Below are 14124 nucleotides of genomic sequence, written 5' to 3'. Positions count from 1 at the left end.
CATATTTCAAAAAATTGGCAACGGTTTGGGGGGCCTTGTCGGCATAAAGCTCCACAAGAATGTCGCCGGAGGAGGTCTCCAGCAAAACCGTAGGATTGTCGGACATGGGTGCTCCTTGAATGGTTATTCTGCACAGCGGGCATTCGCCCCGCCATTGGCGCGAATATAGGGTATGGAAGCGCGGATGACAATGCCCGTTTCCCGGTATAGGCTCACAGCATGAACCGCAAGACTTCCAAGCCCCAACCGGCAACACTGCCGGGCATGCCGGAACAGGCCGCTGCCAGCACGCATCTGCCGCCCCAGGATCACCTAGGCGAACTGCAAAACGCCCTGCTCGACTGGTTTGCCGCAAACCAGCGCCGCCTGCCGTGGCGGGTCAACTACACGCCCTACGAAGTGTGGATTTCCGAAGTCATGCTCCAGCAAACCCAGATGGAGCGTGGAGTCAGCTATTTTAACCGCTGGATGCAGCGCTTTCCCGACATCGCAACCCTCGCCGCCGCCAGCGAGGAAGACGTGCTGCGTCAGTGGGAAGGCCTTGGCTACTATTCGCGCGCCAGACACATCCTGACCGCCGCCCGCAAAATCATGACGGAACACGGCGGCGTGTTTCCCTCAGAGCTGGAAGCCATCCGCAGTCTGCCCGGCGTTGGCCCCTACACCGCAGGCGCGGTGGCAAGCATTGCCTTTGGCGAAAAGCTGCCGTGCGTGGACGCCAACGTGGAGCGCGTCATTGCGCGCATTTTTGATGTGGACAGCCCCGTAAAACAGAATCCGGCAGCGGGGATCATCCACCGCTGGGCCTTGCGGCTGGTGCCCGAGGGCAGGTCGCGCGAACACAATCAGGCCATGATGGAGCTTGGGGCGCTTGTTTGCGGCAAAAAACCGCACTGTGCAGAGTGCCCGCTGGCCCGGTTCTGCATCAGCCTGCATCTGGGCATTACAGACCAGCGCCCGGTGCCCGGCAAACGAGCCACCATCACGCCTGTCAACGCCGTGACCGGGGTTTTGCGCTGCGGCAACAGACTATTTGTGCAGAAGCGCCCGCCTGCGGGAGTGTGGGGCAATTTGTGGGAATTTCCCGGCGGCCGGGTTGAGCCGGACGAAAGTCCGGAACAGGCCACCGTGCGGGAGTTTATGGAAGAAACGGGCTTTGCCGTGCGCGTGGCGGCGCAGCATGGCATTATCCGGCACGGATACACCACCTACCGCCTGACGCTGCACTGTTTTGGGCTTGAGTTTGACAGCGCAGACGCTCCGGCTGACCCGCCGCAGCCACCGCTGCTTTCAGCCGCAACCGAGGCTCGCTGGGTCACGCCGCAAGAGCTGGATGCGCTGGCAATGCCCGCTGCGCACCGTAAACTGGCGGACAAGCTTTTTGCTCCGGGAAAAGACAGCGTATCTGCCGCAAATGCGGCTGCACCCCGTCAGGCAAATCTGCCCCTGAAAAAAACATAGCAGACCGCTTAAGCTATTCTCTTTAAAAATCAGGGGCGGGCCTTACGGTCCGCCCCTTTGCGCTATTAGTCGGCAATAACCGAAAGTACGCTCTTTTTGGGGTTCTGTTTGCAGACCTTCATGATCTGGGTCAGGTTGTTTTCCACAGCGTTGACATCCAGGGTCGTGTCGCCGGTTTTGGCGCTGGCGTAACCATCAAGCCAGAAATAGAACATGGTCATGGTCTGGGCGTCCAACTGCACAAAAGCACTGCAAGGCAGCTTGCCGAAATCTATTTTGTCGCTCTTTGCCGAGGCAGTCATGGGCAAGGCAAGCATGGCCGCCAGCACGATTGCAAAACATACTTTTTTCATCTTGCACTTCCAGTGTTACAGGTTTCAGGACATACAACAGGTGGCATAAAGAGCACTATGAAGCAGGATAAATCCATTACAGCAATGCCTTAAATCTGGATAAAAATTGAATTAGCACTTTTTATCCAATTATATTAGAGCACTGCGTCTTTAAATATACGCCAGACAGGCACTCTGTTTAACCAGACGCCACGCAAGGTATATGTCCACATTACCCCAGATGCTACACACGGTATAAAAAACACTCCCTTATTTTTTATATTTTGTCGATATGCTGTCATAAATTTAAATACATTCATAAATATAATAAGTTTTGCGACTTGTTGCATTAAAAAAACACAAATTACAATATCTGCCAATAACTCGCATGCGATAATTCACAATTCACACAAGCCAGCCCTGCACATTACCACATAAACATAAAATATTCTGCATTGTAAAAGCCTTGTCCAGCCGGTTTTACTTCTCGATTCTGGTTGTTTCCGAGCAAAGACTTAAAGATTGATTATATTTTCAGTTCACATGCACCCATCAACAAGAAAACGCGACTTTTCAGCCGCGTTTTCTTAGCTCGTCCCCAAGAAGAAAAAGTATGCTCACACCTATTTGCCGGATGCCCCCGGCGCCATCTTTTTGCGCTCCATAACCTTGGCTACGGCCTCGGCCAGCCCACCGAGCGAGGTTTCCTTGTAGCGGGACTGCAAATCAAGCCCGGTGCGGTACATGACTTCAATGATATCATCCAGCGAGATCACCCGCTGCCGCCCGTCTTCCAGCCGCGAGAGCTGGGCGCAGTTGACCGCGCGCTCTGCGGCCACACCGTTGCGCTCGATGCAGGGAATCTGCACCAGCCCCCCCACAGGATCGCAGGTAAGGCCGAGGTTGTGTTCCATACCGATTTCTGCCGCCACTTCCACCTGCTTGACGTTGCCGCCCGTAACCGCGCAGTACGCGCCAGCTGCCATGGAGCAGGCCACGCCCACTTCGCCCTGGCAGCCAACCTCCGCGCCCGAAATGGACGCATTGAGCTTGTAGAACAGGCCAATGGCCCCGGCAGTGAGCAGAAAATCGCGCGCGCCGTCATCCGTGGCGTGGGGGTAAAAATTCAGATAATACAGCAGCACTGCCGGCACAATGCCCGCCGCGCCATTGGTGGGCGCGGTCACAATGCGTCCGCCGGAGGCGTTTTCTTCCGCCACGGCAAAGGCATAGAGCATGGGCCACAGGCTGAGGTCGCGCCGCCCGGCTGCCTGCAGGGCGCTGACCTTGCGCAGCAGGTTGGGCGCGCGACGGCGCACATTGTACCCGCCCGGCAGCACTCCGTCAGTATAGCAACCGCGTTCCACGGCTTCGCGCATGACATCTGTGATGGCTGTTACGCGCTCGTTGACCTCGCTTTCAGACCGCCAGAATACTTCGTTGGCCATAACGATCTGCGCGATGGTCTTGTTTTCGCGGGCGCAGATGTCAAAGAGCTCCGAGGCTTTTTCGTAGGGGTAAGGGGGCGTGGCGTACAGTTCGCGCGGGCTGTCAAAATCATCGTCCGTGCGGATAAACCCGCCGCCGATGGAATAGAAATTCTTGGAGTATATCAGCGCGCCATCAGCACTGAAGGCCGAAAGCGTCATGGCATTGGAATGTTTGGGCAAAAATATGCCCTTGTGCTGACACACATCGCGCTCAAAAATAAAAGGAATGGTGTAGGCGCACATGAGCACCAGATCGGCATTGTTTTGCAGATCCGCCGTGCGCCGGGCCATATGGGCAATGTCCACCTCCTGTGGTTCCTCCCCCTCAAGCCCCGCCAGCACGGCCCCAATGGTGCCGTGCCCCTCGCCGGTAAGCGCCAGCGAACCGTAAAGCTCCACCTTTATCCGGCCTACCATGGGCAGCATACCCAAAACGGCAAGTTCCCCCGCGAAGGCCTTGCCCGCAATCATGGGGCCAATAGTATGGGAACTGGACGGCCCTATGCCGATCTTGAACAGATCAAAAACGCTGAGCATGACGCTCCTCCCGCAAACCGCATGTCAAGGCGCAATGGCCTTTGCCGCAACATATCCCGTAACGGTCACAAGACACAAGCGATTAGCGAAAACTGCCCTACTTTCTGAGGGTAGCAAGGCTTGCCCCGCGCAGGGCAGCAGCCTTGTCCGCCACGCGCTGCATGAATTCCAGCAGATTTTCCTTTTCCTGCGCGCTGAGCACACTGGTCACTGCATCGTCCCATGTTGCAATAACTTCCATTATCTGCGGATACAGCTCCCGCGCCCGCTCGGTGGGAAAAACCGCCGCTGTCCGCTTGTCCACAGGGTTAACCTGCCGCCGGATAAGCCCTTTCTTTTCAAGCTGGGCCAGCGTGCGGGCAACGTTGCTTTTGTTCACGCAGATACGCTCGGGCAGTTTGTCCTGAGTGATGCCAGGGTCGCGGCACAGGTTGAGAATGAACAGATACTGGCTGCTGTTGATGCCAAAAGGCGCAAGCGCCCGGTTGAGGTACATGTAGTAATGTCGGTTGGCCAGCGTGATCCATTTGTAGACTAGTTCCATGACATATCCCTGTGGCTGGTTGTCAGCAGTCACTGCGAGCCGACTCCCAATGGATTGCGGCAGGCAAGGCCGCAAAAAAAGGCTACGCTTGAGGTGCTTGCCTTGACAAGTGCGTGGGCAGGGGGCCATAAATCGTTGCGAGCGCAACGAAACGCCTTGAACCCTGTTATGGAGGTCAGGCCATGCCCAGGAAACACCTTCACGACCCAGCGGCCCAGCAAACGGAAGCAGGTTTCATTGAGGCCTTTGCCGCCATTTGCCGGGGCAACTTTTTGGTTGTCACCTGCATCAACATGTTGTTGATGACGGACTACTATCTCATCTTTGTCACTGGCACGGCCCATGTGCAAAAAACCTTTGGCACCAGCCTGAGCACAGCAGGGCTGACCTCGGGCATCATGGTCATCGGCTGCCTTGTGGGACGATTCCTTTCAGGCAACCAGCTCTCCACATTTGGGGGCAAACCCTGCCTGCTTGCGGGTCTGCTGCTGTTTACCGCAAGTGTTGGCGGCCTGTTCCTGGTGGATTCTCTGCCCATGCTTTTTGTGCAGCGCTTTGCGGCCGGTTTTGGCATAGGTGTAGCCGGAACCGCCACAGGAGCCATTGTGGCCTATGTGGTTCCAGTGCGCTTTCATGGCCTGGGCATAGGCCTTTTTACCATGAGCGCCGCACTGGCTCTGGCTTTCGGCCCCTTTCTGGGCATCTTTCTTTCGCTCAGGTACGGGTACCAAACCCTTATGCTGCTCAATGCGGGCATCAGCCTAGTGTGCCTGGGTATTTTCTGCTTTTTGCGCAACCTGCCGCCCATGCGCCAGCCATCACGGCCAGCCTTGAGCCTGTACAGCTATATTGATCCGCGTGTGGTGCGCTTTTCGCTGGTGGCTCTGGTCGTGTGCCCAAGCTATGGCTGCATACAGGCATTCTTGCCTTCCTTTGCCGCGGAGCAGGGACTCACAGGCACAGCCAGCATTTTCTTTCTGTTTTACGCCGGGGCGGCCTTGCTCACGCGGCCCCATAGCGGCCGCTTGTTTGACCGGCATGGCGAGCATGTAATTTTGTACCCGGCCCTGCTGCTCACGGCTCTGGCCCTGTTTGTGCTTTCGCGCGCCGAAAGCGCCGCCGTGCTGCTGTGCGCGGGCTTGCTGCTAGGCGTGGGTTTTGCCAACTTTCAATCTGTGGGGCAGGCGGTATCCCTCTCGCTGGTTTCACGCTCGCGCTATGCGCAGGCGACCACAACATTCTACATTTTTTTTGATCTTGGCATCGGCCTTGGGCCGTACATATTCGGCCATCTTATTCCCTCAATGGGTTACAGCGGCATGTATCTGACCCTGAGCATCGTGGTTCTGGCTTCGATTGGCATATACCGCATTGTTCACGGAGGCGGGGCACGCTGAGCCGGGGCATGGCGCAGCGGTGCGCACGCTGCGGGCTTGCCTCTTTTTTCCTCCGGTTGTAGGCTGATGGATAAAGATATTTCCCAAGCCACGAGGAATACATGGCAAACAAAACGCCCAGAAAAAAGTCCGCTGATACTCCCACGGCAGCGCAGCCTTCCGCGCCCGTCGACACCACATCCACCCCGGAAACCGCCCCCCAGGCTGAGCAGTCCCACGGCATCAGCAAGGTCAGCAAGGGTGTTTTTTTTGTAGGCATCGCCGTAGCCCTTGTGCTGGGCGTCTATGTGGGCAGCCTTGTGCCGTCCGTGTTCACGCAGGAGCCTGCGCAGCAAGCACCCGCAGGCCAGACGCAGACGGCCCCGCAGGCTCCGGGGCAGCCTTCCGCTCAGCCGTCCGGCCAGGCCAAGCAGGACAGCCAGCCTCCCATTCCGCCCGAACTGACAGCCAAAATCGCCGCCATGGAACAAAATGTCCTTGCCAACCCTAAGGACGCGCATAACTGGACAGACCTTGGCAACCTCTATTTTGACACCGGTCAGTCGCGCAAGGCCGCCAGCGCCTACGAACGTTCGTTGGCTCTTGCGCCCGACAATGCCGATGTGCTGACCGACCTTGGCATCATGTACCGCGAGCTTGGCGAATACGACAAGGCCGTGACGAGTTTCCGCCGCGCCTCCAGCGTCAATCCCCGGCATGAAAACGCCATGTTCAACGAGGGCGTGGTGCTTTACTTCGACCTCAAGCGCAAGGACGACGCCATGAAGGCATGGCAGCGCCTGCTGGCGGTCAACCCCGCTGCGCGCGCCCCTGACGGGCAGTCCGTTTCTGACGTAATCAGAAACCTGCGCTAGGCACAGCTGCGGCCAAAAGCCGTCCCAGCACGACAAACCGCCCCCTGCATCGGATTTGGAGGCGCATTCGCGCCTGAAGGGGGAAAGACCATAGATAGATCGGTGATCTTACAGGCGGAACGACCATGACTCTCACTTCCTCCGGCATTTCGCGTGCGTTGCTGCGCGCCTGCGCTCTTTTTTTGTGCATAGCCTGCGCAGGTATTGGAGCGCCGTCCACGGCGCACAGCGGCATGATTCCGCCCGTGTTGCGTTCTGCAAACACGCCGCTGCTGCCCGACCTGCAATACTTTATTGACGTGACGGGAACCATGGATGTGGAGGAGGCTGCCGCCCCTTCCAACAGCCAGATGTTCAAGCCCCTGAACGTCAAGGAGCTGCCGCGAGTCACCGGAGTGATGTGGCTGCGCTTTACCCTGGCCCCTCTGCCCTCAGGGGGACGCTCGCAGGCCATGCTGCTGGACATGGGGCCGGATGTTCCGGCTGACCCGGTTCTGTATGAACCTGCCGCCAACCCGGCGACAGACAGCGTTGAATGGCGCGAGATTCTCCCGAGCCACCGCAATGTGATGTTGCTGCCCGAGCCGGGGGCTGACCCGATCACCTGCTATATCCGCCTGGACGGCCTGCCGGGCATCTGGTTTTCCCCCATGCTGCGCAGCCCGCAGGACGCAGCCTCCAACTGGGGCAGCCTTGCAGGCACAGCCGCCCTGCTGGCGCTTGCCGTGGTCATGCTGCTGTGCCTTTTGCGCGGGCTCTCCGAGAGGGGCCAGTGGCGCATCTGGACTGCGCTTTACGTGGGCGTTGCCCTGGCGCAGGGCGTATTTGGCATGCCCGCCTACGGCTCCGGCAGCATAACCCTGAACCAGTCTCTAGCGGTGCTTGCCCCTGGTCTGGCGCTCATGCTTCTGCCCCACGTGGGCCGTCATCTTATGCGCACGAGGGGCCGCTCGCCCCTGCTGGACGCCCAGTTTATATTGCTTTCCCTGCCGGGCGCGGCACTGGCCCTGCTGCCGCTCCTTCCCGGTTTTAGCTGGAGCATCCGTTTTCTTTCGCTCTGGCCTGCCTGCACGGCGATCTTTACCCTGAGCGCCCTTGGAGGGGCCATCATGGGCCTTGGCGGCGCACGGCGTTTTCTTTTGGGCTGCCTTGTGCCGCCCCTGTTTGTGGCTGCGGGCGTCATGGGGCTTGATTATGGCTACGCCGCAAATCTGCTGGCCTCTGCTCCTCTGTGGGGCACGGCCCTGAGCGCCCTGCTCATTGCCGGAACAGGCCTGCCGCGTGACGCTGCCCAAACTGAAGAGGCCAACAAGGCCGCAAAGCGTGAATCCGCAGCGGCAAGCAAACGCAACTCCGCCGCGCTGAATGCGGCGCTGATCAGCTCCAGCCTTGGTGCCGGGCCAAACGATGGCCCCATCAGTCTTGATACCCCGCTGGACGACCCCAATCTGCGTCTTTTGCCTCCCTCTGCCGTCACAGGCAAAACCGCCGCTGACTTTTCCGCCCTGCCAGTGGATATTTCAGACAATTCCGATCTGGAACCAGTTGCAGCGCCTGCCAGAAACCAGAAAAAATCCGCCTCCGCCGTCGACCCCGGCATGTGGGAAAACCTGCTGCGCCCGCCGCTGGATCGCCTCATGCGCGAAGGCGCGGCTCTCGGCCATTGCTCCCTGCCACCTGCGGTGCGCCAGTATGCTGAAAACATGCTTGGCGCTGCTGGCGAGCTTGCCAGAATTATTGATAATCCCGGCAAAGAACTGGATCAGACCAGCGTGGGCGAACAGCGCGTGGCCTTCAACCTGCAGCATCTTGTGCGCGAGGCGCACGATGCCGTGACAACCGCCGCCGAAAACTCGGGGATTGGCCTTGCGTGGTACATGCCCCCGCTGCTGGGGCACATGTATGAAGGGCAGGCCAAAGCCCTGCGCGAAATCCTCGGCCTGCTGCTTGAAAGCGCCGTGCGGGCCACCACGAGGGGAGCAGTGCACCTTTCTGTACGGCGTGTGCCCGAAACAGCCGATCCGGGCCATCTGCTGTTTACCGTGACCGATACCGGGGCGGGCATTCCGCCGCGCGACAGATCTTCGCTGGCGCTCACCCGCGCATGGGAACTGGCCGGTTCCAACAGCGGGTACCTTAATGTGGAATGCGGCCCGCAGGGGACATCCATTGCCTTTACCCTGCGCCTGAAGCCGCTGGAGAACGAAACCGGAACAGAAGCTGCGCCGGAACCGCAGCGCGCGCCCACCATTACCGTGGTGGCCGAAAGCGCCGTTGACCGTCAGGCGCTGGCCCACATGATAACCACCCTTGGCTGCAACAACACCCAGGCCCGCAGCATGCGCGAAGCGCTGGAATGCAACCGCGAAGCTCCCGCACTCATGCTGGTGGCTCAGGATCCTCACGATGGCCCCGCAGAGGCGGACGCTCTGGGGCGCTTTGAGGCAGAAGCCCTCAAGGCCGGGCTGCCCGTATTCAAGGCCCTTGCCGTCACCAAGGACAATACCCGCTGGGATGAACTTGCAGACACGGGATATACCCACGCCCTGCTCGAGCCTGTGGATGTGGAAGCCTTTGCCGCTACCCTGCGCGAAGTGCTGGACGAAGCAGGATTTACAGACCATGGCCCGGCTGTGTCAGCAGTATCGGCCCCTGCTCCTGCGGGAAAAGAAAACGATCCTGTGCCGCCCGCAGAGGATATTCCCCTGCCCGCTCACAAGGAAGATTTGTCCGAATCCGAGAGCCTGCCTACCAATACTGCCCCCAGCACGAAGACACAGGAGCAGAACCAGCTGCCTGATCTCTTCGGGCACGACGCCTCCTTGCAGAATGCCTTGCCGGACACTGGCGCATCCATGGATTCTCAGCCGCTGACAATGCCGCTGTCGCATGACGGGCTGCTGTCTTCCCCGCAATTGTTGAATTTTGGCGCTGCCGACCAGTCTGGCATGCTGCTGCCCATGATGGGAGATTCCCCGCAGGCAGAAGAAGACGCGCCCATTGAACTGACGGATCTTTTGCCCCCCGAGGACACTGCGCAGGATGCCGCACAGGCGCTTGCCGCCATGCCGGACACTCCAGAAATTTCCCTTGAGGAACCTGCCGCCGGTATTCCCGCTCCTGCCGATATTACCCTTGCTGGTGCAGCCCCAGTCGAAAAGGAAGCAGCCCCGGCAGAAGAACAAACCGCGCCGCAGCAGGCTGAACCGCTGGAAATTTTGCCGGATGCTCCCCAGCCGGAGCCTCTGAGCATGCAGGCCGATGCAGAGCATCAGCCCGAAGCGCAGCCGGAAATTATTGCGGAGATTTTGCCGGAGCCATCGGCAGAAGAGCCGCAGGAAGCTGACGCGGATACCCCGCAGCAGGAACCCGCGCAGGCGGCGAGCAACACTGACGCAGAATTTATGGCCTCGGCTGGGCTTGAAGGCCCGATGTGGGCGGCAGAAGCCCCTGCTGCCTCGCAGGCGAACGAGCTAGAGCCTGAACCCGCGCGTGAATCCGATGCGGAGGGCGCGGCAGCACACCAAGCGGCCCCAGTCTCGGCAGCCGTGGAACAAGCGGAACTCGTCACAGATACGCCCGCAGCCACGTCCATTCCAGAAGCAGTGGGCAAGATGCCTGAGGCCCTTGAAACTCTTGAATGGCCCGAACCGGAACAGCATCCCGCCCCCACTCCTGCTGCCAGGGAAACAGTTACCCCGGCAGAATTTCTCGAGGCTTCCCTGCCTTCGGATCCAGATATGCCCGAACCACCAGAGCAGCTCGCAGAACAGCCCGCCGCCGAAAGCACCGATCCGCTCAAGGCCATGACGGGCAGGGCTGGAGAAGCCACGCTGTCGCCTGTCAACACCGCGGCCTTTGATGTCCCTGCGCCTGCGGGAAAGGGCGCATGGGATACCTACAGCCTTCAGGATGAATGGGTGGGTGAGCCCATGCCCATTGGCACCCCCATCAAAACAGCCAGCCCTGTGGCGCAGTCTGTGCCCCAATCTGCGCAAGATTTTGCGCAAGGTTCAGTGCGAGGCATGCCGCAAGGCATGCCGCAGACATCCGCACGAGAGGCCCTGTCTGCTGCCGCTGCCACTCGACCCGTTGCCGCGCCCGCCAGAGAAGAAAAAAGCTATGTCGGCCCCAGCCTCGCCCACCCTGGGGAATGGGTGGGAGAACCCATGCCCATGACCAAGCCCGCTAGGCAGGAGGATACCTCCGTTGCGGTCAACCAGGATTCCAACCACGATTTCAAGCAGGATTCCGGACATTCCGCTGATGAAAAACGTGCCAGACAGGTTGAAATGCCCCGCACCGCAACCGGGCGGCTCATTCTCAAACTGCTGGGCAGCGCTGGCGACCGCCCCCTTGGGGCTGACAACGAGCCTCTGCCCGGCGGCAAGCCTGATCTCATGGCGGATCTGGCGGCTATGCCCAGTCAGAGCAATGCGCAGGCCGAGTCTCCGCCACTTGGCACCTCCGGCTCAGGGTCGCTTGCCAGCGTTTCTGCCAACGTTGCGGAACCCCAGCGTACCGCCGCTCATCTCAAGGGCAAGGCAACTGGCAATTCCATCATGAATTTCATTGCCGGTGCGGCTGAAGCGCTGCGCCATAACGGGCATGACAACGACCAGCATGCGCCTCAAGGCGTTCATGCAGGTGAAACAGCACCAGCACAAGCCCCTGTGGCAGAGAGCCATCGTGCGGCCCCTCTGGAGCAGAAAACCGTGGAGCCACAGCCTGTCGCATTTGCGCCGCAGGCTCCTGTGCAGCCCACTGCCCCGCGCGAAACAGATCAAACAATTCCCCAGCTTGTGGCACGGCTTGATGCCGCCATGGACGATGCCCAGCAGGGCTTCAAAAACCGCCGTTGCGCGGTGGTGGGTGATGCTGCCAACCGCATCGCCACGGAATCTGACGCCTTTGGCTTCCGCGTGCTGGCCCGTATGGCCCGTTGTGTGGAGCGCGCCGCCAAGGCCAACGACATGAACGCACTGCGCGACCTGCTGCCCGAGCTGGCCGTGGCGGTTGAACGCAACCGCATTGGCCTGACACCGCGCCGCTGAGCGGCCGCTGCCATCAGGCGCAACCAGCATTAAGATAAACCTTTGAACCAAGGGAAGCCATGTACAAGACCATCCTCATTCCTGTGAGCGGCAAAAACGGCCTCAGCCGTGCCAAATCTGCCCTGAATCACGCCAAAAACCTTGCCAGCGGCGATATTGTCCTCCTGCACATTTTTGAGCCGCTGCCCCAGATTGTGGGCGGCGAAGCCCACGCCGAACTTCTGGCCGAGCAGAAGGCCAAGGGACAGACCCTGCTGAACACTGTGGCGGCGGAAATGGAAAAGCCCGCCGGGTCTGTGCGTTGCCGCGTAGAAGAAGGCACCACGGCTGAAACCATCATTCGCGTGGCGCATGAGGAAAATGCCGACCTTATCATCATGTTCACTGATGGGCGCGACGGGCTGCAAGACCTGCTGCTCGGCTCCATCACAGAGCGTGTGCTGCGCAATACCGACACGCCGCTGCTGGCCATACGCCGCTAAGCACCGCGCCATCCGTTCTGGCTGCGGCGGCGCAATAATGTTTGTAAAGGGTGGTAATTAACCAGTCCCTTGCGCAGACGCCCTGCGCCGCCCGGCCTTTAACCGCGCGCACCCACTGCTGACGCGCTCTCACTGTGGGAAAACAATGCTGCTATTTTTTGAAACACTGGGCCTCATTGTCGCCCACATACTTTCGTGGGTTGCTGTCTGCCACGCCCTGCTTACCAAACATGACCCCCGGGCGGCCCTTGGCTGGACTGTCACGGCCCTGTTTCTGCCTGTTGTAGGCCCCATTCTGTACGCCTGTTTTGGCATCAGCAGGGCAGAAAGCAGGGCCAGCCGCATCATGCGACGGCAGCAGCCTCTGGAGCCGGATTACGCCCACCCGCCCTTTTCCAAGGTTCCACCGGAAAATATCCCTGACAGCATAGCCCGCATGGAGCACATCGGGCGTGTACTCACCGAGCAGCACCTGAGCACCGGCAATACCGTCACCCCTTTGCGCAATGGCGATCAGGCCTACCCGGCCATGCTTGCTGCCATAGACAATGCCAAGGACCACGTTTTTCTCTGCACCTATATTTTCAACGCAGGTCAGGTTGCAACGGCCTTTGGCGAGGCTCTGGCCCGTGCTGCGGAGCGCGGCGTGGACGCCCGCCTGCTGGTGGACGGCATCGGCATGCTCTACTCCCTGCGCAAGCCGTGGAAAAAGCTTGCCAAACGCGGAGTGCGCGTGGCCCTGTTCATGCCGCCGCGCCTGTTTCCGCCCAATTTCAGCATCAACCTGCGCAACCACCGCAAAATGCTGGTGTGCGACACCGTGGCCTTTACCGGCGGTATGAACATAGCAGACGACAACATCGCCGCAGGCAAGACCAAGTATGTGCAGGACATGCACTTTCAGTGCGAAGGCCCCATTGTGGACCAGTTGCGCCGCGCATTTTTGCTCAACTGGGGCTTCTGCACCAATAACTACACCCCCCTGCCGCCAGCCACCACCCTGCCCCGCGGCGACAGCCGCTGCCGCATCATCATGGACGGCCCCGGCTCCGAGGCGGATATCCTCAACGACATTTACTGCGCCGTCATCAATGCGGCCCGCCGCTCCGTGCGCATCATGACGCCCTACTTTCTGCCCTCGCACGGGCTGGTTTCCGCCCTGCGCTCCGCAGGGCAACGCGGGGTGGACGTGCGCGTGGTGCTGCCTGAAAAAAACAATCTGTTCTACGTGCACTGGGCGCAATACCGCCTGCTGCCCACCCTGCTGGAGGCTGGCGTGCGCGTATGGTATCAGCAGCCCCCCTTTGCCCACACCAAACTGCTGGCCGTGGACGGCTACTACTCACAGATAGGTTCGGCCAATCTGGATGCCCGCAGCCTGCGCCTGAATTTTGAGCTGAACATGGAAGTGTTCAACCCGGACGTGCACGACCAGATTACCGCCCACATAGACAGGGCCATCATCACGGGGCGCGAAATCACCAGGGATTACCTTGCCGCCCTGTCCCTCCCCGTAAAGCTGCGCAATGCCGCCTGCTGGATTTTTTCTCCCTATCTCTAACAGCCCACGCAAAAGCCCCCAAGGCGTCTCTCAACCCACATTATGGGCTAAAAAACACCTTGGGGGCATGAGCATGCATCCCTGAACCAAACTGGGGGCTGTTTCTCAATAAAAGATTTTGCGCCGAGGACAAGGAAGCCAGTGTTTTTTACGACAGGAGTGGACGCTTTCTGTCCATGACTGGAGTAAAAAATGCTGGATGACGCAGTGATCGGCCAAAAGAATTATTGAGAAACGGCCCCTAGCCAAATACGCGCACAATGTCCCTTGCGTCCATGTCGGGGTGGATGGGCTTGAGCGCCAGACGGCAGAAGTCGTCAGACCTGTCCATATCCAGCTTGAGTTCGGGGCGGCGCAGCCAGTCTTCTTCCGGATCAAACGTGCCTATTTTAAAGCTGGCGGCATTGTCCCA

10 protein-coding genes are annotated in these 14124 nt (G+C 59.6%); 6 read left to right on the top strand and 4 right to left on the bottom strand.

What is annotated here, in order from left to right:
- Window positions 1-106 (bottom strand): peptidylprolyl isomerase (locus tag VEZ52_RS14450; protein ID WP_324837436.1); only part of this gene is annotated, 106 nt, incomplete at its 3' end.
- 113 nt (window positions 107-219) lie between these two features.
- Here VEZ52_RS14450 and mutY point away from each other — a divergent pair.
- Window positions 220-1461, top strand: a complete 1242-nt coding sequence (gene mutY, locus VEZ52_RS14445; RefSeq protein WP_324837435.1) for an A/G-specific adenine glycosylase — start codon at window positions 220-222, stop codon at window positions 1459-1461.
- Between the two features lie 65 nt (window positions 1462-1526).
- Here mutY and VEZ52_RS14440 read toward each other — a convergent pair whose 3' ends face one another.
- From VEZ52_RS14440 to VEZ52_RS14430, 3 genes are all read right to left on the bottom strand, one after another.
- Entirely contained in the window at window positions 1527-1814 is a 288-nt protein-coding gene (locus VEZ52_RS14440) for an HdeA/HdeB family chaperone (protein WP_324837434.1), read from the bottom strand.
- A gap of 602 nt (window positions 1815-2416) precedes the next feature.
- The gene (locus VEZ52_RS14435) at window positions 2417-3820 is read right to left on the bottom strand and encodes an L-serine ammonia-lyase (RefSeq protein WP_324837433.1); all 1404 of its coding nucleotides are present in this window, start codon (window positions 3818-3820) and stop codon (window positions 2417-2419) included.
- A 97-nt stretch (window positions 3821-3917) separates the two neighbouring features.
- Entirely contained in the window at window positions 3918-4364 is a 447-nt protein-coding gene (locus tag VEZ52_RS14430) for a MarR family transcriptional regulator (protein WP_324837432.1), read from the bottom strand.
- 182 nt (window positions 4365-4546) lie between these two features.
- Here VEZ52_RS14430 and VEZ52_RS14425 point away from each other — a divergent pair, with 182 nt between their 5' ends.
- The 5 genes from VEZ52_RS14425 (at window position 4547) to VEZ52_RS14405 (ending at window position 13712) form a co-directional block, all read left to right on the top strand.
- Window positions 4547-5761 (top strand): MFS transporter, encoded by a 1215-nt coding sequence (locus VEZ52_RS14425; RefSeq protein ID WP_324837431.1) that lies wholly within the window; start codon window positions 4547-4549, stop codon window positions 5759-5761.
- A 101-nt stretch (window positions 5762-5862) separates the two neighbouring features.
- The gene (locus VEZ52_RS14420; RefSeq protein WP_324837429.1) at window positions 5863-6615 is read left to right on the top strand and encodes a tetratricopeptide repeat protein; all 753 of its coding nucleotides are present in this window, start codon (window positions 5863-5865) and stop codon (window positions 6613-6615) included.
- A 125-nt stretch (window positions 6616-6740) separates the two neighbouring features.
- Window positions 6741-11669: an ATP-binding protein gene (locus VEZ52_RS14415; RefSeq protein ID WP_324837428.1), complete on the top strand. Its 4929-nt coding sequence runs from the start codon at window positions 6741-6743 to the stop codon at window positions 11667-11669.
- 59 nt (window positions 11670-11728) lie between these two features.
- Entirely contained in the window at window positions 11729-12151 is a 423-nt protein-coding gene (locus VEZ52_RS14410; RefSeq protein ID WP_324837427.1) for a universal stress protein, read from the top strand.
- A 145-nt stretch (window positions 12152-12296) separates the two neighbouring features.
- Window positions 12297-13712 carry a phospholipase D-like domain-containing protein gene (locus tag VEZ52_RS14405; RefSeq protein ID WP_324837426.1) on the top strand — a complete coding sequence of 472 codons (1416 nt, stop codon included), beginning with the start codon at window positions 12297-12299 and terminating at the stop codon, window positions 13710-13712.
- Window positions 13713-14124 lie beyond the last annotated feature (412 nt).

The sequence above is a fragment of the Desulfovibrio sp. genome, assembly GCF_035644575.1.
In the GTDB taxonomy this organism is placed as follows: domain Bacteria; phylum Desulfobacterota; class Desulfovibrionia; order Desulfovibrionales; family Desulfovibrionaceae; genus Desulfovibrio.
The sequence above is the reverse complement of the archived record's forward strand: the minus strand, read 5'-3'. Positions and strand labels throughout refer to the sequence as shown.

Bases quoted from the DNA above. Each gene is read 5' to 3' on its own strand.
- VEZ52_RS14420 (WP_324837429.1), top strand. From the start codon at position 5,863: ATGGCAAACAAAACGCCCAGAAAAAAGTCCGCTGATACTCCCACGGCA.
- VEZ52_RS14430 (WP_324837432.1), bottom strand. From the start codon at position 4,364: ATGGAACTAGTCTACAAATGGATCACGCTGGCCAACCGACATTACTAC.
- VEZ52_RS14415 (WP_324837428.1), top strand. From the start codon at position 6,741: ATGACTCTCACTTCCTCCGGCATTTCGCGTGCGTTGCTGCGCGCCTGC.
- mutY (WP_324837435.1), top strand. From the start codon at position 220: ATGAACCGCAAGACTTCCAAGCCCCAACCGGCAACACTGCCGGGCATG.
- VEZ52_RS14410 (WP_324837427.1), top strand. From the start codon at position 11,729: ATGTACAAGACCATCCTCATTCCTGTGAGCGGCAAAAACGGCCTCAGC.
- VEZ52_RS14435 (WP_324837433.1), bottom strand. From the start codon at position 3,820: ATGCTCAGCGTTTTTGATCTGTTCAAGATCGGCATAGGGCCGTCCAGT.
- VEZ52_RS14405 (WP_324837426.1), top strand. From the start codon at position 12,297: ATGCTGCTATTTTTTGAAACACTGGGCCTCATTGTCGCCCACATACTT.
- VEZ52_RS14440 (WP_324837434.1), bottom strand. From the start codon at position 1,814: ATGAAAAAAGTATGTTTTGCAATCGTGCTGGCGGCCATGCTTGCCTTG.
- VEZ52_RS14425 (WP_324837431.1), top strand. From the start codon at position 4,547: ATGCCCAGGAAACACCTTCACGACCCAGCGGCCCAGCAAACGGAAGCA.